Raw genomic sequence first — 24,522 nt, forward strand, 5'->3', positions numbered from 1 at the left:
TTCGGGACCTCGACCGGTCAGCTCTTGGTGGCGGCGCCGTTCAGGTCCGCGAGCTCGGCCACCGGCATGTCGGCCAGGCCCAGCTGGCGTGCCTTGCCGATCAGCTCGTCCAGCCGGCCGGACCCGTCGGGCATGAGCTTCATCAGCAGGGTGGACACGGTCAGGTTCTGTACATCGGCGGTGGACACCGACCCGAGTACCTTCGTGAGGTCCTCGGTGAAGGAGGCGGAGCCGTCCAGCCACGGTCCGGCCAGCGCCCGGGCGGTCTGCGAGCTGTCCATGAACCCGTCGACGCTCTTTCCGAGGGAGATGGCCCCGACGACCCGGTCGAAGAAGGCCGACTCGCCTCCGACGATGTTGATGTCGGCGTTCTCCAGTCCGGTGGCGAGCACGGCCGCCTGCGCTTCGGCGACCTGCCGCTGAACGTCGATCCCGGCGAGCCGGATGTCCTTCTCCGCCTCCAGGCGCAGCCGGAACTCCTCGTGGGTGCGCGACGCCTCGTCCAGCGCGGCCATGGCCGCCGCCTTCTCGGTGAGGCCCGCCGCCTCGGCCTTGAGCTTCTCGCCGATGGCGGTGGCCTCGGCCAGCGCCTTCTCCCGGGTACCGGCTGCCTCGGCGCGCAGCCGTGCCTCGGTCGCCCCGGCCTCCGCGCGGCTGGCCTTCTCGATGGCGTCGGCTTCCTTCTCCCGTACCTGCACGGCGGCCAGGCCCTCGGCGGCGGTCTCTGCCTGGATGCCCTCGGCGAGGCGGACCTTGGCGCGGGCGTCCAGGTCGGCGGCCTTGTGACGGGCCTCGGCCAGCGTCAGCTCCTCGGCCGCCCGGTGGACGGCGGCCTGCTCGGCGGCTTCGGCGGCCTTGATGTCCTTGACCAGCTGCTCCTGCGCCTCGGCCTCGGCGGCGATGATCACCGCTTGCCGCTTGCGCTCGGCCTCCTCGACCGCGCGGAGCTTCTTGATCGACTCCTCCTGTTCGGCGACCGTCCGGTCCACCGCGACCCGCTCCCGGATCACCTCGGCGATCTCGCGGCGCTCGGCCTCGACCTCCTTCTCGGCGGAGATGCGGGTCAGTTCGGTCTCCCGGTCGCGGGCGATGACTTCGAGCAGGCGGTCCTTCTCGATGCGCTCGTTCTCGACGGCGATGACCCGCTCGCGGTTCTTCTGCGCGACGGCCACCTCGCGGGCCTGGTTCTCGCGCTGGATGCCCAGCTGTTCCTCGGTCTTGAGGAAGGCGCCCTGCGCGCGCAGCCGCTCCTCCTCGACCACCCGGGCGGTCTCGGCCTCTTCCCTGGCCCGTACGGTGTCGATCTCCCGCTTCTGCTTGATCTCGGCGTCGGCCTGCCGGCGCTCCAGCTCCAGGATCGCCTCGCGGGCGTCGACGTTCTGCCGGGTGATCTCCTTCTCCTCCGTGCGCTGGAACTCGTTGGTGCGCACGTGCTCGACGGCCGTCAGCTCGGTGATCTTCCGGATGCCCTGGGCGTCGAGGATGTTGGAGGCGTCGAGCTGGGCGAGCGGCGTCTGCTCCAGGTAGTCGATCGCCGCGTCCTCCAGGCTGTAGCCGTTCAGATCGGTGCCGATGACCTGGATGATCCGGTCCCGGAACTCGTCGCGCTTGGTGTAGAGGTCGGTGAAGTCCAGCTGCTTGCCGACCGTCTTCAGCGCCTCGGAGAACTTGGCGTTGAACAGCTCCTGCAGCGTGGCCTGGTCGCTGGCGCGGGCCGTGCCGATGGCCTGGGCGACCTTGATGACGTCCTCGACGGTCTTGTTGACGCGTACGAAGAACGAGATGCGGATGTCGGCGCGGATGTTGTCCCGGCAGATCAGACCGTCCCGGCCGGTGCGGGAGATGTCGATGGTCTTCACCGAGATGTCCATGACCTCGGCCTTGTGCAGGACGGGCAGGACGACTTGTCCGGTGAAGGTGACGTCGACCTTCCGCATCTTCGACACGATCAGCGCTTTGCCCTGCTCCACTTTGCGGAACAGCCGGCTGATCACGAACAGCATGGCGATGGCGATGAGCAGGACGACGGCGACGAGCACGCCGATGCCCCAGGAGATGGCATCCATGAGAAATCCCCGGATCGAAGGGTGGGAGCTGAAGCGGGAGGGGCGGCGGGTCAGCCGCGGGGGTCCAGCGCCGCGTCGAAGGGCGCGACCCAGAAGAAGGCGCCGGCGTCGTCGTACGCGTACAGCAGCCCCGTGCTGCCGAGCGCCAGCGGACTGCCGTCGTTCTGACGGACCTGGACGACGGCGGTGGAGCCGTCCCGCGCGGCGACCTCGGCCTGGCCGAAGTCCGCGTCCACCCGCCCGGTGCGGATGGTGCAGGTCGACCCGACGAAGTCGTGCAGGGACGGCCCGGGTTCGTCGGGGAACAGCTTGGCCAGGGGGCGTACGAGCGCCCGGGTCATACGCCACGAGCCGGCGAGCGAGGCACACGACAGAGCGGCGCCGAGCAGGTGGACCAGGGCGGCCGGCCATCCCGCACGGGCGAGGAGCACGGACCCGGTGAAGCTGAGGAACCAGGACAGGGCGATCAGCAGCGAGGCCGACACCGCCACGGGCACGCCGCCCTGGCTCAGCGCGTCGGTGTCCACGTCCGCGTCGAACCTGTCCGTGTCCGCCGCACCCACCAGCACCAGCAGCCAGAAGCCGACGACCACCACGAGAGCCGCGGTGAAGACCACGGTGGGGAACGTGGTGGCGGCCTGCCAGAACTCGTCCATGACGCTCCCCCCTGCCTCGCCCGACGCGACACGATGATTTCCTGGTTCCGGCATCACCCTGGTGAACCGGCCCCGGTCCATTCATGCTGGCAGGACGGCACACCGGTTCACACTGCCGTCCTCCGGCAATCTTTACGCGCCCTTGATGCCGGTGGTGACCCCCGGCCGACGCATGTCACCCTTGACGCCCACGCGTCAGGAAACCGTCAGCGGCGCGTCGGCAACGAGGGAGGGGCCATGGCCGAGCAGGGTGGAGTCGAGCAGTATCTGGAGGGGTATGCCCGGATACTGGTCGGGGTCTGCGCCACCGGCCGGCGGCTGAACCGGGACGAGCGGGAAGCGCTGCGCGGGCAGGGCGAACGGGCCGCGGAGGCCGGCATCGGGCTCCGTCTCATGGTGCGCGCACACCTCGCCGCCGCCCAGAACGTACGGGCGGAGCTGCGTGGCGCCGTCGCCGACCACCTGCTGTCGGCGGTGGAGCAGGCGGTAGACGCCTTCGCCGAAGGCCACGAGCGGGCGCAGCGGCTCGCGATCCGCCAGCAGGAGGCGGCCCGCCGGGAGTTCGTCGACGACCTGCTCCATGGGCGCAGTGACGTGGGCCGTCTCGCCGAACGGGCGGAGCGGTTCGGCCTGTTGCTGTCACACGCCCACGCGGTGGCGGTGGCACAGGGCCCGGAGCCGTACGACGACGGCTATGCCGTCACCCGCAGCGTGGAGTCGTCCCTCGCGGCGCGTTTCGGGGACCGCCGCATCCTGCTGACCACGAAGAACGGCCGGCTCATCTGCATCGCGCCGGGCGACCAGTCGGACGTCCTGGCCTTCTTCGCCAAGCAGGCGCACGCCGCCACCGACGGCGGCCGGGTGGCCATCGGCCGGGCCCATCCCGGAGTCGGTGGGGTCGTCCACTCCTACGAGGAGGCGCTCAACGCCCTGGACCTGGCGGAGCGCATGAACCTGGAGGACCCGGTGCTCCGCGCCGCCGACCTCCTGGTGTACCCGGTGCTCACCCGCGACCGGCAGGCCATGGCCGACCTGGTGCGCACGGTGCTCGGCCCGCTGAAGCAGGCCCGCGGCGGCGCCCAGCCACTGATCGACACCCTCACCGCGTACTTCGACACCGGCTGCGTGGCGGCCGAGGCGGCCCGGCAGCTGTCCTTGAGCGTGCGGGCGATGACGTACCGGCTGGAGCGGATCCACCGGCTGACGGGCGCCGATCCCGGCAACCCCGTCGACCGCTACACGCTCCAGACCGCGGTCGTCGGCGCCCGGCTGCTGGACTGGCCGGAACAGGATCTCTGATCCTCGCTCCGTCGGTCACCGAGTGTCACGTCAGAGAATAGGGCAAAGCGGCTGCGCGGATCACCCGGTTTCCGGCCACCTCGACAGGCTGCACGAGATCGTCCACCGGCGCCCGCCCGGGACGTCATGCGTGAGGATGTGCCGCCGTTCACGCGTCACGAGCACGGCGCGCGTCGGATGGAGTCCTCATAGTGGCTGTCACGGCAGCCCTCTTTCACTGCCATGACCCGGCAGCTATATAGCCAATTTTTTGCCGGTCGCCGGCAAGGAGGGCCTCGGCGCGCCCTTCAAGGGATGGATGGTCGAGGCGGCGCCCCGGACTCGCCCCGAGCCGGGTGGTCGAACCGTCGCGGGAGCAGGCCCCTCGCCCGAGCACCTCCCCGACCGACGTCCGATGAACGGATCAAGCCATCCGTATAACGGTCTGGTTTCGTTCGCTGGCACTTTCGAAAATTACTCATGGTTATGTGATCCAGGTCACTAAAGAACCCGTAAAGGCCGTGGTAGAACTGCCCAACTCCGCTGGTGGCACCACCCCTCGCCACACACGGAGCGGCCGGCACGCACCGGCAGCACGACCAGGGTGATCACGTGCCGAGTCCGCGGTACGCGAGCCCAGGGTCGCCGATCGGACAACGGCGTTCGCTCAAAGACCGCACATCTTCCCGGCGCAACCTCCCGCGCGCCGGTCCCTGCGCCATCGAGGTAACCACCGTGTCACTCGACTCCATCACCACGTCCGTCGACGAAGCCGTCAGCGGATTCTTCGAGCCCATAGCAACCTGGCTCGGGGAAGTCGTCTTCTACTCCGTCCCCGTGGGCGGTACGGAGCTGCCCCTCATCGTCGCCTGGCTCGTCGTCGCGGGTCTGGTCTTCACCGCTTGGTTCGGACTGGTCCAGGTCCGCAAGTTCAAGCTCGCCGTCGACGTGGTGAGAGGAAAGTACGACGAGAAGGGGTCGGCCGGTGAGGTCAACCACTTCCAGGCGCTGACCGCCGCCGTCTCCGGCACGGTCGGTCTCGGCAACATCGCCGGTGTGGCCGTCGCCGTCTCCATCGGCGGCCCCGGCGCCACCTTCTGGATGATCCTCTGCGGACTGCTGGGCATGGCCACCAAGTTCGTCGAGGTCACCCTGGGCGTGAAGTACCGCGAGGTGCACGCCGACGGCACCGTCTCCGGCGGCCCGATGCACTACCTGCCCAAGGGCCTGGCCGACCGCTTCGGCAAGAACGGCAAGACCCTCGGCAAGATCCTCGCGGTCCTCGCCTCCTTCTTCGTGCTGTTCTTCGGCCTCTTCGGCGGCAACCTCTTCCAGGTCAACCAGTCCTACGCGCAGCTCGTCTCCGTCACCGGTGGCGAGGACGGCCTCATGGGCTCGTCGGCCGGTGCCCTGTTCTTCGGCATCCTGGTCGCCGCGCTCGTCGGCATCGTCCTGCTCGGCGGCATCCGCTCGATCGCCAACGTGACCAGCAAGCTCGTCCCCGCCATGGCCGGTATCTACATCGCCGCCTGCCTGGTCGTCATCCTGGTCCACGTCAGCGCCGTCCCGGCCGCCGTCACCACGATCATCGAGGGCGCCTTCAACCCGCAGGGCGTCGCCGGCGGTGTCCTCGGCGCGCTGATCATCGGCTTCAAGCGGGCCGCGTTCTCCAACGAGGCCGGTCTCGGCTCCGCCCCGATCGCCCACTCCGCGGTGAAGACGAAGCACCCCGCCAGCGAGGGCCTGGTCGCCCTGCTGGAGCCGTTCATCGACACCGTCGTCATCTGCACGATGACCGCGCTGACCATCGTCATCGCCAACCCGGCCAGCTATGTCGAGCTCCGTCAGGGCGGTGAGTCCATCGGCGGCGTCACCATCACCTCGGACGCCTTCGCCACCGTGCTGCCCTGGTTCCCGTACATCCTCACTCTCGCCGTGATGCTGTTCGCCATCTCCACGGTGCTGACCTGGGGCTACTACTGCATGAAGGCCTGGACGCACCTCTTCGGCCGCAGCAAGGCCAGCGAACTGACCTTCAAGGTCTGCTACACGCTCTTCGCGGTCGCGGGCTCCCTGCTGACGCTCCAGACCCTGATCGACATGGCCGACGCGGTGCTCTTCATGCTCGCCGTCATCAACATCATCGGCCTGTACCTCCTCGCCCCGGTCGTCAAGCGCGAACTGAACTCCTTCCTCGAGTACGTCCGCGCCCGCAACGCCGGTGAGATCACCGAGGACGACGAAGACCAGGAGCCGGTGAAGACCACCGTCTGACCGCCCCCCGGCGGCCCGGCCCCTGGGGGCCCCGCCGAAGGCAGGGGGAGGGCCCGTACACACCTCGCGCCGTGGTGTGTACGGGCCCGCTCGTCATGCCCGTGGGCCGCGTTTCAGCAGGTGAAACGGGGTATGGCGGGTCGTGCGGCAGGCGGCTAGGGTGTCAACAACGCGTCAACGCCCCGTTCCGTGGGCGGCTTGATCACGACGCGCGGTGTGCCGGGAAGTCTGGTCGGCGTCCCTGGGCCCGTATGCCCTCAAGCCGATCGATCTCCTGGAGGCCCGTCCATGGCTGCCGCCCCTCGCGAGCGTTCCCCCTTCCTCGGTCTGCTCCCCCTCCCGGAGCGCAACGCCGTGGTCCAGGCCCTGAGGACGGAGACCGTCGGCGGGCTGGTCCTCCTCGCCGCCGCAGTCGTGGCGCTCATCTGGGCGAACACCCCCTGGAGCGGGGTCTACGAGCAGATACGGGACTTCCACTTCGGCATACCCGCCCTCGGCCTGGACCTCTCGGTCGAGCACTGGACCGCCGACGGGTTGCTGGCCGTCTTCTTCCTGGTCGCCGGCATCGAGCTCAAGCGAGAACTGGTCGTCGGAGAGCTCCGCACCCCCGCCACCGCCGCTCTCCCGGTCGTCGCCGCCCTGTGCGGCATGATCGTGCCGGCCGCGGTCTACGCCGCCACGGTCACCGCCGGTGGAGGCAGCCTCGAGGGCTGGGCCGTGCCGATGGCCACCGACATCGCCTTCGCGCTCGCCGTCCTCGCCGTGCTCAGCACCCATCTGCCCGCCTCGCTGAGGGCCTTCCTGCTCACTCTCGCCGTCGTCGACGATCTCGGCGCGATCCTGATCATCGCGATCTTCTTCACCAGCGACCTGAACTTCGTCGCCCTCGGTGGGGCCTTCGCCGGCCTGGCCCTCTTCTACGTCCTCCAGCGCTTCCGCGTACGCGGCTGGTGGTGGTACGTGCCGCTCGGCGTCGTCACCTGGGCCCTGATGTACAACGGCGGCGTCCACGCCACCGTCGCCGGCGTCGCCATCGGCCTGATCCTGCGCACCACCCGCGACCGGGACGAGACCGCGTCCCCCGCCGAGCGGACCTCCCACCTGCTCCACCCGGTCTCCGCGGGCGTCGTGGTCCCCCTGTTCGCGCTCTTCGCCGCCGGCGTCGGCGTCTCGGGCGCCGCCCTGGGAGAGGTCTTCACTCGCCCCGAACCGCTGGGCGTCGTGCTGGGCCTCGTCCTCGGCAAGACCCTCGGCATCTTCGCAGGCACCTACCTCGCCGCCCGCTTCACCAAGGCGAAGCTGAACCCCGAACTGGCCTGGGCGGACGTCTTCGCACTCGCGGTACTGGCCGGAATCGGCTTCACCGTCGCCCTGCTCATCGGGGAGCTGGCCTTCCCCGACCCTGCCGCGTCCGAGCGCATCAAAGCCGCGGTCCTGATCGGCTCCCTCCTCGCCGCCGGCCTGGCCGCCCTCCTCATCAAGCGGCGCAACGGCATCTACCGCCGCATGTACGAGGAGGAGAACCGCGACGACGACCACGACGGCATCCCCGACATCTACCAGCGAGCCGACACCCTCGGGCGTTGAGGCCTCGGTGCCGATCGGCCTTGTACGGCACCCCGCCCCGGCAGAGGAACCGGCCCTGTCTCGTCACCGCGGCTCAGCGCACCCTCCCCCGCGGTTTCAGCGCCACCGGCGGGAGTGCGGGGGCCGGGAGGCGGCCGCCGTCGTAGCCGTGCACTTCGCCGAAGCGGGTGCCGGTCGTCCAGTCGTCGCGGGCGCGGGCGATCTCGTCGTGGGAGCGGCCCACGAAGTTCCACCACATACCGCGTCCTCCAGGCATCCATGCAGGTCAGACGCACCTCGAACCATCGGCGGTCAGCAAACCGTCAGCATCGGTCTCCGAGGAGTCTCCAGCACATGGCGAGCAAGACCCTGGCCCGCGGTATGGGCACGTTCTTCAAGGACTGCGAGCACCCGCAGTCGCGGTGGTCGAAGTGCCCCCACCTGTACAAGGTGCGGTACCGGGATGCGGCGGGCAAGCAGGTGGAGGAGTCGGGCTTCGCCGCCCAGGACGACCATCAACAGCCGCGACTGGGACGAGGTACGCGCTGCCCGGGCAACGGCCGCGTGCCCTGACCCCGCGCCTCTCTGGGAAGTACTCCTCGAAGCCACGCAGAACGACCAGACGACCCTCCAGCGTGTGAGCCCGCTCATCCGGGTTCTCATCACCTGCGCTCCCGCCTCCCTCCCGGACAAGCTGACCGACCGGCTGGCCCCAGCACTTCGCGATGCCACACCCGACAGCGCCACAGCGCTCGGCCGTGCCGTGGGGTGCGCACCAGACCTGGCCGGCAGGCTGCGTCGCACTCTGTACGGTCAAAGCAAGACAGCCGCCGAGAAGGAGCGCACCGCCGCGTTCAAGAACGCTGCGGGAGTTCGGTGACACGCGCGGCACGGCAGTGCGGCACAGAGGTTCGCGTTGGAGCCGAAAGCCGCAGCTGTCCGCGGACCATGCCGCTTCACGTCCCCGACCGCCGCCGGACGTGTCGGCGCAGTTCGTCCGTACCCCACACGAGAACGGGGAACGTCAAGATGATCAGCACCACGTCGAGGGGCAGGGCCTCGGTGCCGAAGAGGCCCTGGACGGGCGGGAAGTAGATCAGGATGGCGGTGAAGACGACCTCGAAGGCGATGCCGGCCAGCAACAGCGGGTTGGTCAGGAGGCCGATCTCGCGGAGAGAGGCATGGTCGGTCCGGGCGGCGAAGGCAGTACCGATCTGGCACGTCACGATGCCGGCGAACGTGGCGGTGGTGGCCGTGACATAGGCGTCGTGCAAAGCGCTGCCCGGTCCGGTGGGGTCTCCCGGCTGCCAGCCGGCCCGCCACAAGACGTAGAAGAAGGCGGACATGGCCAGGGCGGCGGAGACCACGCCGAGGTAGCCCCAGCTACGGATCAGCATGTCGCGGGAGATCACGCCTTGGGAGCGCTTCCTCGGCGGGCGTGTCATGGCCCCGGGCTCGGCGCGTTCCCGGCCCAGGGCCAGGGCCGGGAGGGTCTCGGTCCCCAGGTCGATGGCGAGGATCTGGAGAACGGTCAGCGGAAGCGGAATGGCGCCGCCGGAGAGGGCGAAGACCGCGAAGGGCACTACCTCGGGGGTCAGGTGGGCGAAGATGTAGACGATGAACTTTCGGACGTTGTCGTAGACCCGGCGGCCCGCTTCGATCGCGGTGACGATCGTGGCGAAGTTGTCATCGGTGAGCACCATGGTGGCGGCCTCACGGGCGACGTCGGTTCCGGATCGGCCCATGGCTACGCCGATGTGGGCGCGATGCAGTGCGGGAGCGTCGTTGACGCCGTCCCCGGTCATCGCGACGACCTGTCCGTGGTGGCGCAAGGCATCCGCGACCTTGAGCTTGGTTTCGGGGGACGAACGGGCGAAGACAATCTCCGTGTCACTGTTGGATGCGAGCAGTTCGTCGAGTTCCGGGTCGCTGACCGTCTCCGCCTCCGGGACCACGCGTAGCGCGGGTTCGCCGATGCCGACTTCCCGCGCGACGGCGGCGGCGGTGGCTCCGTTGTCGCCGGTCACGATGTGTACCCGGACGCCTGCTTCGTGGCATCGCCGTACCGCAGCGGCCACTTCGGGTCGTGGCGAATCGTAGAGGCCGACCAAGCCCATGAGACGGAGGCCGGCTTCGGCGTCCTCACGGCGGCCCGGAAGCGCGTCCGGCGCGAGCTCGCGCGTCGCGACGGCCAGGACGCGCATGCCGTGTCGTGCCATGTCGTCGGCCGCGGCCCGAGCTTCCCGAACGGTCAGGTCGGCCGGCATGCCCGGGTCGGTGACCGTACGGGCCAGGATCGCTTCCGGTGCTCCCTTGGTGATGAGTAGCAGGTGGTCGCCCTCACTGTCGGGCGGGTGAACGACGGACATCATCCGGAGGCGGGGATCGAACCGGTACACGGTTCGCCGCTGTGCGTGTCTTGCGTCAAGGTCAGGGCAGACATCGAGCCCGGCCGCACCGGCAACCAACGCGATCTCCGTCGGATCACCGCGCAGTCGTCCTTCGGCATCGCGGGTCACCGTCGTACAGTCCGCCGCTGCGCGGGCCAGTTCCTTGACCCACGGACCTCCCTCACTTCCGTGTCCGGGGGTCCACAGGCTCTGGAGCCGCATCTTGTTCTGTGTCAGCGTTCCGGTCTTGTCGGTGCAGATGACGTTGGTGGAGCCGAGTGTTTCCACCGCGCTGAGCCTCTTGACCACCGCGCCTCGGCGCGCCAGCGATCTGACCCCCACGGCGAGAGCGAGGGTGATGATGGGCAGCAGACCTTCGGGGACGTTGGCGACAAGGAGTCCGATGGCGAACATCAGGGCGTCGGTGAGCGGCAGCCCCACCGCCACACCGGTTACCAGGAACACCGCCCCCATGGCGACTGCTGCCGCGGCGATGAGCCAGGCAACTCTTTTGACCTGCTGCTCCAGTGGGCTCTGCTCCCGGCGCGTGCGCTGGCTGAGCGCTGCGATGCGACCAAGCTCCGTACAGTTCCCCGTGGCGTAGACGACGGCTTGCGCTTGGCCACCCGTGCAGGTCGTCCCGCTGAACACCAGATCGGGTTCCTGGAGCAGCGGTAGTCCCTGCACCGCGGGGCCGGTCACGCGCTCGGCCGGTGCGGACTCCCCCGTCAGCATGGAGAGGTCGGTCTCGATCGCACCCTGAGTCAGCCGGGCATCGGCAGGGACCTTGTTGCCTTCCTCGAGGAGCAGCAGGTCTCCCGGCACGAGTGTGCGTGCTTCGACGGTCTGCTGATGGCCGTTGCGGATGACCTCCGCGTGCTCGGGCACGTACCGAGCGAGAGTCTCCACGGCGCGCTCGGCTTGCCGCTCCTGCAGCAGCGCGAAGGCCGCGTTCACCAGGATCACCACGATGATGGCCCACCCGAGGACCTCGATGCCGGCTACGAAGGCGAGGGCTGCGGCGGCCCAGAGCAGGAGGGCGAGCGGGTGCGCCAGTTGCTGAACCAGCTCCCGGCTTATGGAAGTCCGCTCCTTCACCTGGACCTCGTTGGGCCCGTGCACGGTCAGTCGTCGGTCCGCCTCTCGACCTGACAAGCCTTCGGCTCCGGTGCCGAGTTCACGGCGGAGCAGGGACAGCGGTTCGCGCGGGTCCGGGCTGATCGTCGCCGGCGCTCCGGGAGCGGACAGGTGCGTCATGGGACAGCCTCCGCACGTGTCAGGACATCAGTTCCACTGCGGTACGAGTGCCACCGGGCAGGCGGCATAGTGCAGCAGCGCGTGGTTCACCCGGCCGAGGTGCAGACCGCTGCGGTTGAGCCTGCGCTGGGCTCCGACGACCAGCAGGTCGGTTGCTTCCGAGTGCTTGAGGAGGACGTCTCGGGCCGACCCCTCCTCCACGATGCGGTGGACGTCGACCGACGGGAATTCGCCGGCGGACTGCTTCAGTGCCTCATCCAGCAGGACCCTCGTACGGGGCGCTTGCTGGTCCTCGTGGCGCGGGAGGTCGAGGAGCTTGCTGATGGACGTCCGTGGGGGACGGTGCCAAGCCATCACCGCATCGAGGGCGCAGCCGCGGGCCGCCGCGACTTCGAAGGCGAAGCGCACCGCTGCCGAGCTGCTTTCGGCATCCGCGACACCGAGCAGAATCTGTTCGTACCGGTCCGCGGAAGGCAGGTCGCCGTCCCGGACGACCACCACGGGGCACTGTGCACGGGCAGCGACGACCAGGCTGACGGAACCCAGCAGAAGATCCTTCAGCTCACCACGGCCTCGTGCCCCGGTGACCAGTGCCGAAGCGTTGCGTCCGGCGTTCAACAGGGCGGTGACGGCGTCGCCGCACACGAGTTCGGCGGTCACCTTCAGATCCGGCCTGTGCGTCCGAGCCCGCTCCCGAGCAGCGTCGATCACGTGCTGCGCGATGTCCTGCCCACAGGGAGTCTCCGCACCGATCTCCAGGCCGCACGCGGGTTCCCTGTCGTCCGTCATCGTCGCATGCACGATCTTCAGGGGCAGGGCCAACCGGGCTGCTTCATCCACCGCCCAGTCCAGCGCGCGAAGGCTGGAGGCAGATCCGTCCACTCCAACAACGAGGGGCAACCACATGGTCTCCACCACCTTCTTGTTGGTACCGGACGTGTCACTCAAGGCCACCGTCACACTGCGCGTACGTGGGTACGAGAGGCGGATGGGGCAGTGACAAGGGCCATCCGGCCCCGCTGATCCTGGGGACGGGAACGCGAATCTCCCGAGCCAGGAGCGCCTGCTTGCCGCATGGCATGGAGGAGGGCCATTCGGCCCCGAGCTCTGCCTCACAGGCCCTTCAACGTGCCCGCACCTCAGCGCACCCTCGGAAGTGGAACCACTCGCACACCGGACGGAACGCGTTCAGCACACCGCCCGGCGCTCGGAGAAGGACGGTGAAGACAGTGCCCAGGAAGGTACTGGTCACCTATGGGACCAAGAACGGTTCGACCGCCGAGATCGCCGACTTCATCGCCTCCGTCCTGCGGGACGAGGGGCTGGAGGCGGAGACCCGGCCACCGTCGGAGGTGACCGACGTCGCGTCCTACGACGCGGTCGTGATCGGCGGAGCGCTCTACATGGGCCGCTGGCACCGGGACGCCAGGCGCTTCGCCCGGCAGCACCGCCAGGCGCTGCGGGAACGGCCGGTCTGGCTCTTCAGCAGCGGCCCGCTGGACCCTTCGGCCTCGGAGCGGGAGATCCCCCCCGTCCCGGGCGCCCGGCGGGCACAGCGTCGCATCGACGCGCGTGATCACGTCACCTTCGGCGGTCGGCTCCAGGCCGGAGCAAAGGGCCGCATGGCCAAGGCGATCCTCGACGAGGACCGTGGCGGTGACTTTCGTGACTTGCCCCGCGTCGCGGAGTGGGCCGCCGGCGTGGCCACCGGGATCAGGGCCCCGGAAGAGGGATGAACCCCATGCCTGCGCCGGTCTGGACACGCGATGGCTCGAGCATCCCCCGCGCCGGCGGGTGGACGCTCTCGAAGCGCGGCCGCGCACCGGCGGTCGGCGCGCGTGCCGGCTGGTACGCGTACGACCACGACCGGACCACCGCAGCCGTGCAGGAGGCATCACGACGTCCTGTGCGGGCGGAAGTGCTGGAGAACGCGCCCGCGTCCTCCCCTCTCCGCACCGAGGAGACGGGGCGCCCGGCACGGGTGCCCGTACGGGTCCGCTGGACCATCACCGACGGGCACTACGCCACGGGGGCCGTCTCGGTGCCGCCGGGAACCGGCCGGGGGAGCACACGGAGATCTGGCTGGACCGGAAGGGACAGGTCGTGACCGCGCCGCTGAACGACCGCGACGTCTGGGCGGGCGCGCTGGCCGTCGGCCTGTCGGGCGGCGCCCCTGACCGCGGGCGCCGGTGCGGTCGCCGCGGCGGCCGTGCGTGGAGCCTGCGATCGGCACCGCACGGCCAACTGGGCGAGCGATGGGGACCAGGTGGGACCGGAATGAAGGCGCCGTCTTGTCTGAACCGCGCCTCGAGACAACCGAACGCCGCGCCGGTGCGGACCGGCGGGCCCGAGCCGAGGAGGCTTGCGATGACCGCGTCACCCCACACCGTGGCCGACGTCATGACCCACACCGCCGTGGCGGTGGGCGGCCGGGCGTCGTACAAGGAGATCGTCGAGCTGATGAACCAGTGGAAGGTCAGCGCCCTGCCCGTGCTGGCGGGCGAAGGCCGTGTCATCGGAGTGGTGTCGGAAGCCGACCTGCTGCCCAAGGAGGAGTACCGCGTCGACGACGGGATCCTGCGCGACCGGCCCATCGCCGACACTGCCAAGGCCGGCGCGGTGTACGCGGAGGACCTCATGTCGAGCCCCGCCGTCACCGTCCACGCGGACGCCACCATCGCCGAAGCCGCCCGGATCATGGCGAGGCGGCACGTCAAGCGCCTGCCCGTGGTGGACAGCCTCGGCCTTCTGGAGGGTGTCGTCAGCAGGGGCGACCTGCTGAAGGTCTTCCTGCGGTCCGACGAGGACATGGCGTCCGAGATCCGCAGCACCGTCCTCCCGGACCTGCCGGCCGCGGCTCGGGTGGACGTGGCGGTCGAGGACGGTGTGGTGACGTTGCGCGGCGAGCTGCGGGACCGGGCGCTGCTGCCGCTGCTGGCCAGGGCGATCAGGGCCGTGGAAGGAGTCGTGGACATCCGGGTCGACCTGCGCAGTCCAGAGGTGGTCGCGCGCTGACGGCGCGCTGTCGCACGCGCGTGGGTGGCGCCCGCATGCGCGATGCGGGCGCCACCCACGCGCATGCCGTCACAGGTGTCTGATGTGGGCGTCGGGCCCCGGGAAGAACAACGTGACCTTTCCGGTGTCGGACCAGCGCACGTCGTAGGGCGGACTGCCGTCGTCATGGTGCAGGCCGACCACTTCCCCGTCCCGACGCACCACCCCTACGGTCGGTCCTTCGACGATGATCTGGTCGCCGAGCCGTGCACGCGCTCGTCTGTCTGCGTTCCTCTCCAGCCCGGTCCTGCTCTCCGTGACCAGGTGTGGATGACTCGTCCGGGCCATGGCCCTCTCCTCTCCCGTACTCGTCGTGAAGGGCGACATACGGCCGCCACCTTCATCGTCCGGCGGTGCCCGTGCCGGCTCCAGGGTCACGAGGGTCGATGGCTGGGGCCGTCCGGCCCTCTGGGCGGTGCCGGCGCTGGATCAGCGTGCTTCCGCCGCGGCGTCGACAGCTCGCCCAGGCGCCCGCTCAGCCGTGCGGCCAGGAAGCCGAGCCCGGCTCCTGCCAGTGCCAGAGCGACCTCTCGCCAGCCAAGGGGAACGGTGCCGAGAAGAGTGCGCAAGGCCGGAAGGTACAGCGCGGCCGCGGCGAGACCCGCCGATGCGGCGACCGCTGCCGGCAGGAACAGATTTTCCCTGGTCAGCAGCCGGTCCCGCAGCCCGAGCACGACTCCCAATTGGGCCAGGAGCAGGGACAGGAACAGCACGCTCTGCCACGGCGCCGCGGTCGCGCGCGCGACCAGTGCCGCTGTCAGCGACCCCGCGGTGACCACCAGTGCGAGGAACAGTAGCCGCTGCCACAGGCCGTCCCCGAGGACGTGCTGGTCGGGCGGACGAGGTGCCCGCCTCATCGTCCCCTTCGCCACCGGCTCGGCGCCCATCGCTACCCCGGTGAGGCCGTGCGTCAGCAGATTGATCCAGAGGATCTGCCCGGCACGCAGCGGCAGGGGCAGGCCGAGCAGCGGGCCCAGGAGCATGACCAGGATTTCGGCGGCTCCTCCGGCCAGCCCGTACAGCAGGAAGCGCCGGATGTTGTCGTAGACCCTCCGCCCTTCCTCGACGGCACTGACGACGGTCGACAGCTCGTCGTCCGTCAGCACCAGGTCGGCGGCCTGTCGTGCCACTTCGGTGCCCCTCCGCCCCATGGCAACGCCGATGTCGGCCTGACGCAGAGCCGGCCCGTCATTGACGCCATCGCCCGTCATGGCGGTCACGTGGCCCCGGGCTCGCCACGCCTGCACGATGTCGAGCTTCTGCTTGGGGTCCGTGCGCGCGAAGACCCGCACGTCGGTGAGGTCCGGCACTTGCCCGGCGGTCAGTGCCTGCCCGGTGACGACCTCTCGGGGGTCGGCCCCGGTGATCAGGCCGACGCGCCCGGCTATGGCGCTCGCGGTCGCCGGGTGATCACCTGTGATCAGTACGGGGGTGATACCCGCGGCCCTACAGTCGGCCAGGGTGCCGGCCGCGGCCGCTTTCGGCGGGTCGGCGAGCGCGGCGAGGCCGAGGAGGCGGAGTCCTGCTTCCGCGTCCGTGACGCGACTCGGTACGTCACCGCGCTCCGCGGACGCGACGGCGAGGACCCGGAAGCCCTGCGCGGCGAGCGCGGCAGCCTCACCACGAGCGCTTTGGAGCAGCGGAAGGGGCTCGTTGAGGACGACGGGATCAAGGACCGCTTCCGGCGCGCCCTTGAGGCAGACCAGCAACCGGCCGTCCGGAGTGTCGTGCACTGTGGTCATTCTCTTGCGGACGCTGTCGAACGGTTCCTCGTCCGTCCTCGGACAGCGGGCCCGCAGTTCCTGTTGTTCAAGGCAGCCCGCTTTGGCCGCGGCGGTGAGCAGGGCGGCCTCGGTGGGGTCGCCGATTGCCGTCCAGCGCCCGTCACCGCTCGAGTGCGGTACAGGCGCGGGAGGCCGCAGCTCGGCGTCGTTGCACAGCGCTGCGACGGTCAGCAGTCCGCGGATCGGGCGGAGTTCTTCGCTGCGGGCGGCCCGGTCTTCCACTCTGACCTCGCCGGTGGGTTCATAGCCCGCGCCGGTCAAGGAGACCTCCCCCGCAGGCGTCCACACATGTTCGACGACCATGCGACCCTCGGTGAGCGTGCCCGTCTTGTCCGTCGCGAGTACGGTCACGGAGCCCAGCGTCTCGACGGCGGACAGGCGTCGGACGAGGGCGTGCCGGGCGGCCATGCGGCGGGCGCCGAGAGCGAGGGCCAGGGTGACGACCGCCGGGAGTGATTCGGGGACCGCCGCGACCGCGAGGCTGATCGCCGTCACGGCCATCGTGGCCGGGGACGTGCCTCGGAGAAGGCCGAGCACGAAGACGACCAGGCACAGGGCGAGAGTCACCACGGCGAGCACACGGCCGAGTGCGGCGAGGCGGCGCTGCAGCGGCGTGGGTTCCGGCCGGGTGTCAAGCATCCGTGCGATACGGCCGAGGGCGCTGTCGGCCCCCGTGGCGGTCACGCGTGCGGTTCCCCGGCCTCGGACCACGATGGTGCCGGCGCGCAGGACCGCCTCCTCCGGCCGCTCGGACTGCGGGGACTTGTCCACGGGGACCGACTCGCCGGTCAGCATGGACTCGTCAATCAGCAGGGCCGCGGCGTGGACGAGCCGGGCATCCGCCGGCACGATGTCCCCCTCGCTCAGGACGAGGACATCGTCGGGCACGACGTCCGTGGACGGCACCTCCTTGTCGACCCCTCCGCGCCGTACGCGTGCGGTCGGCGCCGACATGGCCGAGAGGGCGGCCACCGCGTGATCGGCTCTGACCTCCTGCACCACTCCGACCGTCGTGTTGACCAGCACGACAAGCGCGATGACGGCCGAGTCCGTGTAGTCGCCGATCGCGAGGGTCAGGGCGATGGCTCCGAGCAGCACCATGATCAGGGGGTCACGCAGCTGTGCGAAGACGCGCGAATGCAGCGGGACCGCTCGCTGCGCGGTCACCACGTTGGGGCCGTGTGCGGCGAGGCGGTGGGCGGCCTGATCGTCGGCCAGCCCTTGCAGGCGTTCCCTCGCTGTGCCGGGCGCCGCGTGAGTCGGAGCGGATCGCATGTGGCTTCTCCTGCCCGTCGACCGGCTTCCGGCCTGCCCGGACCGTTCAGGTATTGATCAGGGGACAGTGATCACGGGGCAGTGCGCACGGTGCAGCAGCCCGTGCACCACCGAGCCCAGGCGCATGCCGGTGTATCCGCCGCGTCCACGCCGTCCGACGACCACGGCCAAGGCGTCCTCGGACGCCTGCGCCAGCCGTTCGACCGGGTGGCCACGCAGGACCTCCCCTGTCACAGGAACGTCCGGGTACTTGCGTGTCCAGACGGAGAGGGCTTCGTCGAGCAGTCGGCTCCGTTCGTCCAGCGCCGCCTGATGGTCGCCGAACGCGATGACGGGCCGCTGCCATACCCACACCGCCTGCACCGCAGCGCCGCGCAGACTCGCCTCCTCGAAGGCGAACTCCAGGGCGGCCTGTGACGGTTCGCTGCCGTCGACGCCGACGACCAGGCGACCAGGGTGGTGTGCCGTGTGCTCGGCTTCCCTGACGACGACCACAGGGCATTCTGCCTGTGCGCTGAGCGGAACGATCACCGAGCCGGCGCTGAGGATCTCCTCCGGGCGGCTGAGCCGGCGGGAGCCGACGACCACCAGGCGGGCGTGTGCCGATGCTTGCCGACGCAGAACCGCGGCGGGCATGCCGTCGAGGAGTTGCGTCGTCACGGGCAGGTCCGGCCGCAGGGTGCGCACCGTGTCCACTGCCGTGGCGAGGGCCTTCTCGCCCTGTGCCCGCAGCGACATGTACTGCGGAGTCGTGTCCACGTGCTGGGTGTCGTGCATGGGAGGTATCGACAGCAGCAGCCGCAGGGGCAGGCCCCTGCGCACCGCCTCGTCGGCTGCCCACGCCAGAACGGGCACCGAGACCTCGCGGGGATCGATGCCCACGAGTATCTCGTTGTGGCTTGCCGATGAGTGCGTCATCACGCCTCCTCTTCGCCGTTTGCGCCCCTGCGGGGCACGATCAGGACCGGGCAATGCGCGTGGTGCAACACGGCGTGAGCCACATGTCCAAGACTGGGGCCGAGGCCCATGGACCGTCGTCGAGCGCCCATGACCAGTACATCCGTGTGCCGGCTCGCTTCGACGAGTACGCCGGCGGCAGACGTTCCACTCGCCACCTCCGTCGTGAGCGCCAGGCTCGGGAAGGCACGGCGCAGTGGCTCGGCGAGCGCTTCCATGCGCCGGACGTGTTCCCGCGCCATCTCGTCCAGGCCGTCGAGCATCGTGGCCACGCTCCCGGCGTGTGCCAGGGGGTTCCACATGCTCAGCACGCGCAGCGTGGCCTTGCGGAGCTGTGCCTCTTGGGCCGCTTGCCCCAGCCAGTCGCGGTCGTGCGTGCCACGAACCGCGGCCGTGACAACCCCGGTGTCAGGCGCGTCGGGTTCTCCCCGTACCACCACGACGGGCAGCCGGGACCGGGCGGCCACTTCGAGCCCGACGGATCCGAGCATGAGCGTGCCGAAACCGCCGAGACCGCGGTTGCCGACCACGAGGGTGTCGTGGGGACCGGCGGACATGCGGAGGGCGGACACGGGGTCCTTGCGGCTGAGCTCTCTGACGACGGTGAGATCCGGGAACCGCTCCTGCGCCGCCTGGGCGGTGTCGAGGAGCAGCTCCCGGCCGGCGTCGTGGATCTGATCGATCGCTACGGCGGACGCGAACAGCGTCAGACGGTCGAGGTCCGCCGCGTACACGATGCGCAGTGGCCGACGACGCCGGTCCGCCTCGGCCGCCGCCCACAGCGCGGCCCTCCTGGCGGGTGCGGAGCCGTCGACACCGACGACGACCGTTCCGAGGTCCGGGGCACCGGGAGTGTCGGTGTTCATGGTTCCCTCCTCCGGAGGACTCGTCGTACCTCCACGCTGTCACCGCGGGACTGGCGGGGGCAGGGCCGCACAGGTCCCTGGCAGGGCCGAAGGGCCCTGTTCCTCCCTGGCGGCGTCCGGGCCGTTGCATACCCCACTCGGCCCTGTGGGCCCTGCAGGACCGTGTTCGACGCTGGAAGGGCGGGAGGCCGACCCACCCGGGACGCCCGCCCGCCCTCACGCGGCGAGAGGACGGTGAGCACGATGTCGCACGTCACGACCACAGACCTCTACGAAGTGACCATGGCCCTGTCCTACCTCAAGGAGGGCATGGACGGGACCGCGACGTTCAGCCTCTTCGTACGTGACCTGCCGCCCGATCGCGGCTTCCTGGTCAGCGCCGGACTGGAATCGGCACTCGACTACCTGACCGACTTCCGTGTCACTCGGGGCGACGCCGAGGACTTCGCCGCCGTGCTGCACCGCCCGCGCCGCGACCTGGAGCCGCTCGTCGGTCTCGCCTTCCGGGGTGAGGTGCGCGCCGTCCCGGAGGGACGTGTCGTCCTCGCCGGAGAGCCGCTCATGGAGGTCACGGCGCCCCTGCCGCAAGCGCAGTTGGTGGAGACGTACCTCCTGAGCCAGATCAACCACCAGACAACGGTCGCGTCCAAGGCCGTCCGTTGCGTTCTGGCAGCAGCGGGCCACCCAGTCGTCGACTTCTCTCTGCGCCGCACCCATGGTCCGCAAGCAGGCATGCAGGCGGCCCGCGTCGGCGCGATGACCGGCTTCGCCGGAACGAGCAATGTCGCCGCGGCGACCCGCTGGGGCATGCACGCGTCGGGCACCATGGCGCACTCGTACATCGAGGCGTTCCCGGACGAGGAGGCGGCCTTCAGAGCGTTCGCCCGGGCCCACCCCGGCCCGGTCACCTTCCTCGTCGACACGTACGACACCCCGGGCGGTGTCGCCGCGGCGGCGCGGGTCCTCACCGGCCTGCGCCGTGGAACAGGTTGCGCGATTCGCCTCGACAGTGGTGACCTGGGCGCCCTGGCACGGCAGGCGCGTGCGGCGCTCGACGCAGCCGGTCTGGGGGATGTGGCGATCATCGCCAGCGGGGGGCTGGACGAGTACGGCATCGATGCCCTCGTCCGCTCGGGTGCCCCCGTCGACGTCTACGCGGTGGGTACCCGTGTCGGCACGTCGGCCGACGCCCCGTACCTCGATTCGGCCTACAAGCTGGTGGAGTACGACGGCCGGCCCGTCATGAAACTGTCGTCCGCCAAGGCGACCGCACCAGGGCGCAAGCAGGTCTTCCGTACCGTGGGGCAGCCCGACCGTCTCGCGCTGCGGGGCGAGTCACCTCCGGCGGGCGCGGAGCCACTGCTGCGCACCGTCATGCGTGACGGACGCAGGACCGGCCCGCCGGACGACCTCGCCGCGGCCCACGCGCGGCTCACCGGCGACTTGGCCACCCTTCCGGAGCCCGCGCTGCGCATCCACAACCCCGAGCCGTCCCGGCCGCAGATCTCGCACCGGCTCTCGCGGCTGACGACCGAGGTACGCCGGCGGCTGCAAGCCGGTGTGCACGACGGCTCGTCGCGCGACCGATCCAGCGGCGAGCCGCCCCTCACAGACCGTGAAGAAGCCCCGCGGGGGGTCCACGCGACGAAGAACAGGAGCTGATTGTCATGACGACGTTCCCCGCGACCTACGAACCGGTCCGCGTCAGGGGCGTACTGGACGATCCCCTTTCCCGGTGGCTGTGGTTGGTGAAGTGGATTCTGGTGATCCCGCACTACCTGGTGCTGTTCTTCCTGTGGATCGCGTTCTGCCTGACGTCCGTGGTCGCGTTCTTCGCGATCCTGTTCACCGAGCGCTACCCGCGCCCGCTCTTCGACTTCAATCTCGGCGTACTGCGCTGGACCTGGCGGGTCTCCTACTACGCGTACGGCGCCCTCGGCACCGACCGGTACCCGCCCTTCACACTGGGAGAAGTGCCGGACTATTGCGCGACGTTGAGCATCACGTACCCGGAGCGGCTTTCCCGTGGCCTGGTGCTGGTGAAGTGGTGGCTGCTCGCGATCCCCCACTACATCGTGATCGGCTTCTTCCTGGGCGGGGTGCGCGTCGGCCTGTGGTCCGGTGGGCTGATCGCCGTCCTGGCCCTCATCTCGGTCGTCACGCTCGCCTTCACCGGCCGGTACCCCCGCGATCTCCACGCGCTGATCATGGGACTCAACCGGTGGGTGCTGCGGGTCGCCGCCTACGCCGGGCTCATGACGGACAAGTATCCGCCCTTCCGGCTGGACCTGGGAGGTGACGAACCCGTGCTCACGGCGTGAGCTTCACGCTTTTCCCTGGCGCCGGCCCGAGCAGCCGGCGCCAGGGACTTTCGGCCCCGTGCGTGCCCGGTCGGCCCCTGCCCGTCCACTCCCTGACCGGCGAGGCTGGACATGTGACCGAAAGGTACAGCCCTCCAGCCCGGAGGAGGCTCCCATGAGCGGCAACATCACCGTCGGCGTCGACGGGTCGCCGGAGAGCCTCACAGCCGTCCGGTGGGCAGCGCATGAGGCGGAGCTGCGGCAGGCGCCGCTGCGCCTCGTCCAGGGGGGCGAACGGCCTGTCCCCTCCATGCCCTTCTCCCCGTACGCGTCGACGCGGTCCCGCCAAGCGGACCGGATCCTGCGATCGACAGCGGAGGAGGTGCGAAGCCGGTACCCCGGATTGACGGTCACCACGGAGCGGCTCACATGCCGGGCCGATCACGCGCTCATCGCCGAGGCCAATGAATCCGGCGACGTGGACCTGATGGTCCTCGGGTCCAGGGGACTCGCCGGCATGGACGGTTTCCTGATCGGACCCGTGGGCCTGGCGGTCGTCGGCGCGTCCGAGCGGCCCGTGGTTCTCGTACGTCCCGGCACGGTCCCGCTGACCGGAAGCGGCGACGTCGTGGTCGGCGTCGACCTCCACGAGTCGCCTGCCGCACTGCTCGGCTTCGCGTTCAGGGAGGCGTCCCGACGACAGCGAACCCTTCGTGTCGTCAACGTGTGGGGGGTGCCCGCCACGTACGGCCTGCCGGAGGACGCCGCCCCGGAAACCGGGCTCGAGTTCCACGCGGTGGTGGACAAGACCCTCGAAGAAGCACTCGCCCCCTGGCAGCGGGAATTCCCGGCGGTCCCCGTGGTGGCGCGGGCCGTTACCGGCGTAGTTGGAGCCCAATTGGTGTACGCGTCCGTCGGCGCCGACCTGCTGATCGTCGGCCGTCACGAGCGAAGAGCCCCCATGGGACCACGCATGGGTCATGTGGTGCACGCGGTGATCCACCACGCCGCCGCTCCCGTTGTCGTGGTACCGCAGACCCGCCATCCATGACCGCATCTCCCGGAGGTGGCCTCGATGCCCACTCGTACACCTGACACGATGTCCGTGACCTCCTGGGTCACCGACGCGACCCTGGCGCCGTCCATGCACAATGCCCAGCCCTGGCTGTTCCACTACAGCCGGGCCGATGGGGCGCTGTCGCTGCGCATGGACGCTGCGCGCACGATGCCGCACACCGACCCCTCCACCCGCGGGCTGCACATCGGATGCGGTGCCGCGCTGTTCAACCTGCGGGTCGCTGCGGCACACGCGGGTTGGGAGGCGCGGATCCGGTTGATGCCGGAGGTCACCGACCCCGAACTGCTGGCAGTGACGACCTTCGTACAGTCAGGGGAGAACAACGACGTCGCAGACCTGTATCCGGCGCTCCGCAGGAGGCACACGAGCAGGGAACCGTTCAGTGACGAGACGGTCCCCGAAGCCGTACTCGACGGACTGCGCGGTGCCGCGCGGGCCGAGGGGGCACGTCTCGACCTGCCGGGCGACTGGCAGATCGAGACGATGCTCGAGCTCGTGTGGGACGCCGAGCACGCGGAGGAACTGTCCCCGGGCGTGCGTGAGGAGATCGCCCGCTGGACCGCCGGCACGGAGAGCGCGAGGCCCGAGGGCATCCCGTCCTACGCGCTGGGCCCCCGCCGCTACGACGGACGGGCGCCCGTCCGCGACTTCGCCGGCGGCCGTCAGGTCGAAGGCCGTCGCTCCGCGGTTTTCGAGCAGTCGCCCTGTCTGGCGGTTCTGGGCACGCGGGAGGACGAGAGGAAGGACTGGCTGCGCGCCGGCCAGGCTACGGAGCGGGTTCTGCTGCAGGCGACGCATGACGGGCTGTCCACGTCCCTCAGCTCCCAGCCCCTCGAATGGCCGGAGCTGCGCTGGGCCATTCGTGAGCCGACGTCGGGGACGGGCCACCCGCAGATGCTGATCCGACTCGGTTACGGTCCCGAAGTCCCCGCAACCCCGCGCAGGCCCGTTTCCGAGGTCCTGGTCGTCACGTGACGGTCCATGTTCACGAGGTCTGTGTCACTGGTCCCGCACGACGATCCGGCGGCCGGTCACCCGACGGGGCGTCACCGTGATCCACAAGTCCCTGGCACCGCCCGCCCACGGCGTGCTGCGGCTGTGCGCCTCCAGTCTCTCCACGGCGCGGGGTTCGGTGACCGTACGGGCCTCACCGACGACGAGGACGCTCCAGCCCCGGCTGAACGCGTCGTCGATGCGGTCCACCTCGAAGGCGACCTCGTGTCCGGCGGCGCAGGCCGGCGCGGCGTCCGGGGACGTCCGATAGGCAACGTCTCCTCCGAGCACCGTGTAATTGACCGGGAGGATGGCCGGTCCTGCTTCGGTGGTCACCCCGACGCGGCCCACCCCGTTGCCGCCGAGCAACTGCCAGCACTCCGGTTCGCCGAGCTCCACCAGCTCCGGGTGGTACGCAGCCTGACCGATGCCCGGAGGCAGGTCGGCCTTGCCACCGGTCAGCTCGTCGACGCTCGTTTCAAGGGCGTCGGCCAGCCGGAGCAGAAAGCCGATGCCGTGCGTGGCCGGATGCGTCTCCAGGTAATGGATGTACTCCGGTGCCGCACCGGTGCGCATGGCGAGGTCCTCGTACGACACTCCGAGCTGCTCGCGGCGCGCCGCCACTCGCCTGCCCAGGTCACCACCCCTGGCCCGCGGCCCGGACGGCCCCGCACCGGTCTGCGGTCGGTCGGACATGACGACTCACACTCCTGTCTCGGTGGCGCCGG

General features: G+C 70.1%; 18 protein-coding genes and 2 pseudogenes. 10 read left to right on the forward strand and 10 right to left on the reverse strand.

The features are described 5' to 3' along the window. Positions 1 to 17 precede the first annotated feature (17 nt). Entirely contained in the window at positions 18 to 2,066 is a 2,049-nt protein-coding gene (locus EIZ62_RS02975; RefSeq protein ID WP_156691157.1) for an SPFH domain-containing protein, read from the reverse strand. Between the two features lie 50 nt (positions 2,067 to 2,116). Beyond that, positions 2,117 to 2,722: a hypothetical protein gene (locus EIZ62_RS02980; protein ID WP_156691158.1), complete on the reverse strand. Its 606-nt coding sequence runs from the start codon at positions 2,720 to 2,722 to the stop codon at positions 2,117 to 2,119. A 237-nt stretch (positions 2,723 to 2,959) separates the two neighbouring features. Between EIZ62_RS02980 and EIZ62_RS02985 the strand changes: the two genes are divergently transcribed. From EIZ62_RS02985 to nhaA, 3 genes are all read left to right on the forward strand, one after another. Continuing rightward, positions 2,960 to 4,021 carry a PucR family transcriptional regulator gene (locus EIZ62_RS02985; protein WP_156691159.1) on the forward strand — a complete coding sequence of 354 codons (1,062 nt, stop codon included), beginning with the start codon at positions 2,960 to 2,962 and terminating at the stop codon, positions 4,019 to 4,021. 714 nt (positions 4,022 to 4,735) lie between these two features. After that, a complete protein-coding gene (locus EIZ62_RS02990) occupies positions 4,736 to 6,274 on the forward strand; it encodes an alanine/glycine:cation symporter family protein (RefSeq protein ID WP_156691160.1) in 1,539 nt (512 codons plus the stop codon). Between the two features lie 288 nt (positions 6,275 to 6,562). Then, positions 6,563 to 7,861 carry a Na+/H+ antiporter NhaA gene (gene nhaA / locus EIZ62_RS02995; RefSeq protein ID WP_156691161.1) on the forward strand — a complete coding sequence of 433 codons (1,299 nt, stop codon included), beginning with the start codon at positions 6,563 to 6,565 and terminating at the stop codon, positions 7,859 to 7,861. Positions 7,862 to 7,934: 73 nt separating this feature from the next. Here nhaA and EIZ62_RS03000 read toward each other — a convergent pair. Beyond that, positions 7,935 to 8,099: pseudogene (locus EIZ62_RS03000) on the reverse strand (pirin family protein); the annotation flags it as partial. A 95-nt stretch (positions 8,100 to 8,194) separates the two neighbouring features. Between EIZ62_RS03000 and EIZ62_RS32305 the strand changes: the two are divergent. Next, the gene (locus EIZ62_RS32305; RefSeq protein WP_244375403.1) at positions 8,195 to 8,413 is read left to right on the forward strand and encodes a hypothetical protein; all 219 of its coding nucleotides are present in this window, start codon (positions 8,195 to 8,197) and stop codon (positions 8,411 to 8,413) included. Positions 8,414 to 8,796: 383 nt separating this feature from the next. Here EIZ62_RS32305 and EIZ62_RS03010 read toward each other — a convergent pair whose 3' ends face one another. Both EIZ62_RS03010 and EIZ62_RS03015 read right to left on the reverse strand, forming a co-directional pair. Then, positions 8,797 to 11,487 (reverse strand): cation-translocating P-type ATPase, encoded by a 2,691-nt coding sequence (locus EIZ62_RS03010; protein WP_156691162.1) that lies wholly within the window; start codon positions 11,485 to 11,487, stop codon positions 8,797 to 8,799. A gap of 27 nt (positions 11,488 to 11,514) precedes the next feature. Then, positions 11,515 to 12,435, reverse strand: a complete 921-nt coding sequence (locus EIZ62_RS03015) for a universal stress protein (RefSeq protein ID WP_244375405.1) — start codon at positions 12,433 to 12,435, stop codon at positions 11,515 to 11,517. 281 nt (positions 12,436 to 12,716) lie between these two features. Between EIZ62_RS03015 and EIZ62_RS03020 the strand changes: the two genes are divergently transcribed. Both EIZ62_RS03020 and EIZ62_RS03025 read left to right on the forward strand, forming a co-directional pair. Beyond that, complete coding sequence (locus EIZ62_RS03020) at positions 12,717 to 13,223, forward strand: flavodoxin domain-containing protein (RefSeq protein ID WP_156691163.1); 507 nt, start codon at positions 12,717 to 12,719, stop codon at positions 13,221 to 13,223. A gap of 631 nt (positions 13,224 to 13,854) precedes the next feature. Next, the gene (locus EIZ62_RS03025; protein WP_156691164.1) at positions 13,855 to 14,502 is read left to right on the forward strand and encodes a CBS domain-containing protein; all 648 of its coding nucleotides are present in this window, start codon (positions 13,855 to 13,857) and stop codon (positions 14,500 to 14,502) included. 72 nt (positions 14,503 to 14,574) lie between these two features. Here the strand turns inward: EIZ62_RS03025 and EIZ62_RS03030 are convergent. From EIZ62_RS03030 to EIZ62_RS03045, 4 genes and pseudogenes are all read right to left on the reverse strand, one after another. Further along, a pseudogene (locus EIZ62_RS03030) lies at positions 14,575 to 14,781 on the reverse strand (DUF1918 domain-containing protein); the annotation flags it as partial. Between the two features lie 134 nt (positions 14,782 to 14,915). Then, positions 14,916 to 17,600, reverse strand: a complete 2,685-nt coding sequence (locus tag EIZ62_RS03035; protein WP_156691166.1) for a cation-translocating P-type ATPase — start codon at positions 17,598 to 17,600, stop codon at positions 14,916 to 14,918. Between the two features lie 57 nt (positions 17,601 to 17,657). Further along, on the reverse strand, positions 17,658 to 18,518 hold the full coding sequence (locus EIZ62_RS03040) for a universal stress protein (protein ID WP_156691167.1): 861 nt from the start codon (positions 18,516 to 18,518) through the stop codon (positions 17,658 to 17,660). Next, positions 18,518 to 19,423 (reverse strand): universal stress protein, encoded by a 906-nt coding sequence (locus EIZ62_RS03045; protein ID WP_156691168.1) that lies wholly within the window; start codon positions 19,421 to 19,423, stop codon positions 18,518 to 18,520. The genes EIZ62_RS03040 and EIZ62_RS03045 overlap by 1 nt, the downstream gene beginning before the upstream one ends. Before the next feature lie 243 nt (positions 19,424 to 19,666). Here EIZ62_RS03045 and EIZ62_RS03050 point away from each other — a divergent pair, with 243 nt between their 5' ends. From EIZ62_RS03050 to EIZ62_RS03065, 4 genes are all read left to right on the forward strand, one after another. Then, positions 19,667 to 21,085, forward strand: coding sequence for a nicotinate phosphoribosyltransferase (locus tag EIZ62_RS03050; RefSeq protein WP_156691169.1), 1,419 nt, complete (start codon positions 19,667 to 19,669; stop codon positions 21,083 to 21,085). Positions 21,086 to 21,090: 5 nt separating this feature from the next. Next, entirely contained in the window at positions 21,091 to 21,744 is a 654-nt protein-coding gene (locus EIZ62_RS03055) for a DUF4389 domain-containing protein (protein ID WP_156691170.1), read from the forward strand. Positions 21,745 to 21,898: 154 nt separating this feature from the next. After that, positions 21,899 to 22,774, forward strand: coding sequence for a universal stress protein (locus EIZ62_RS03060; protein ID WP_156691171.1), 876 nt, complete (start codon positions 21,899 to 21,901; stop codon positions 22,772 to 22,774). Positions 22,775 to 22,798: 24 nt separating this feature from the next. Beyond that, on the forward strand, positions 22,799 to 23,776 hold the full coding sequence (locus tag EIZ62_RS03065) for an Acg family FMN-binding oxidoreductase (RefSeq protein WP_156691172.1): 978 nt from the start codon (positions 22,799 to 22,801) through the stop codon (positions 23,774 to 23,776). Positions 23,777 to 23,800: 24 nt separating this feature from the next. On the opposite strand, the gene EIZ62_RS03070 is transcribed toward EIZ62_RS03065, so the two are convergent. After that, positions 23,801 to 24,490 (reverse strand): helix-turn-helix domain-containing protein, encoded by a 690-nt coding sequence (locus EIZ62_RS03070; RefSeq protein ID WP_156691173.1) that lies wholly within the window; start codon positions 24,488 to 24,490, stop codon positions 23,801 to 23,803. Between the last annotated feature and the right edge of the window lie 32 nt (positions 24,491 to 24,522).

The organism is Streptomyces ficellus, assembly GCF_009739905.1.
GTDB lineage: Bacteria > Actinomycetota > Actinomycetes > Streptomycetales > Streptomycetaceae > Streptomyces > Streptomyces ficellus_A.

Excerpts from the sequence above, each read along its gene's own strand:
- EIZ62_RS32305 (WP_244375403.1), top strand. The coding sequence starts at position 8,195 with ATGGCGAGCAAGACCCTGGCCCGCGGTATGGGCACGTTCTTCAAGGAC.
- EIZ62_RS03065 (WP_156691172.1), top strand. The coding sequence starts at position 22,799 with ATGCCCACTCGTACACCTGACACGATGTCCGTGACCTCCTGGGTCACC.
- EIZ62_RS03050 (WP_156691169.1), top strand. The coding sequence starts at position 19,667 with ATGTCGCACGTCACGACCACAGACCTCTACGAAGTGACCATGGCCCTG.
- EIZ62_RS03070 (WP_156691173.1), bottom strand. The coding sequence starts at position 24,490 with ATGTCCGACCGACCGCAGACCGGTGCGGGGCCGTCCGGGCCGCGGGCC.
- EIZ62_RS03010 (WP_156691162.1), bottom strand. The coding sequence starts at position 11,487 with ATGACGCACCTGTCCGCTCCCGGAGCGCCGGCGACGATCAGCCCGGAC.
- EIZ62_RS02980 (WP_156691158.1), bottom strand. The coding sequence starts at position 2,722 with ATGGACGAGTTCTGGCAGGCCGCCACCACGTTCCCCACCGTGGTCTTC.
- EIZ62_RS02975 (WP_156691157.1), bottom strand. The coding sequence starts at position 2,066 with ATGGATGCCATCTCCTGGGGCATCGGCGTGCTCGTCGCCGTCGTCCTG.
- EIZ62_RS03035 (WP_156691166.1), bottom strand. The coding sequence starts at position 17,600 with ATGCGATCCGCTCCGACTCACGCGGCGCCCGGCACAGCGAGGGAACGC.
- EIZ62_RS03045 (WP_156691168.1), bottom strand. The coding sequence starts at position 19,423 with ATGAACACCGACACTCCCGGTGCCCCGGACCTCGGAACGGTCGTCGTC.
- nhaA (WP_156691161.1), top strand. The coding sequence starts at position 6,563 with ATGGCTGCCGCCCCTCGCGAGCGTTCCCCCTTCCTCGGTCTGCTCCCC.
- EIZ62_RS03055 (WP_156691170.1), top strand. The coding sequence starts at position 21,091 with ATGACGACGTTCCCCGCGACCTACGAACCGGTCCGCGTCAGGGGCGTA.
- EIZ62_RS02985 (WP_156691159.1), top strand. The coding sequence starts at position 2,960 with ATGGCCGAGCAGGGTGGAGTCGAGCAGTATCTGGAGGGGTATGCCCGG.
- EIZ62_RS03060 (WP_156691171.1), top strand. The coding sequence starts at position 21,899 with ATGAGCGGCAACATCACCGTCGGCGTCGACGGGTCGCCGGAGAGCCTC.
- EIZ62_RS03025 (WP_156691164.1), top strand. The coding sequence starts at position 13,855 with ATGACCGCGTCACCCCACACCGTGGCCGACGTCATGACCCACACCGCC.
- EIZ62_RS03040 (WP_156691167.1), bottom strand. The coding sequence starts at position 18,518 with ATGACGCACTCATCGGCAAGCCACAACGAGATACTCGTGGGCATCGAT.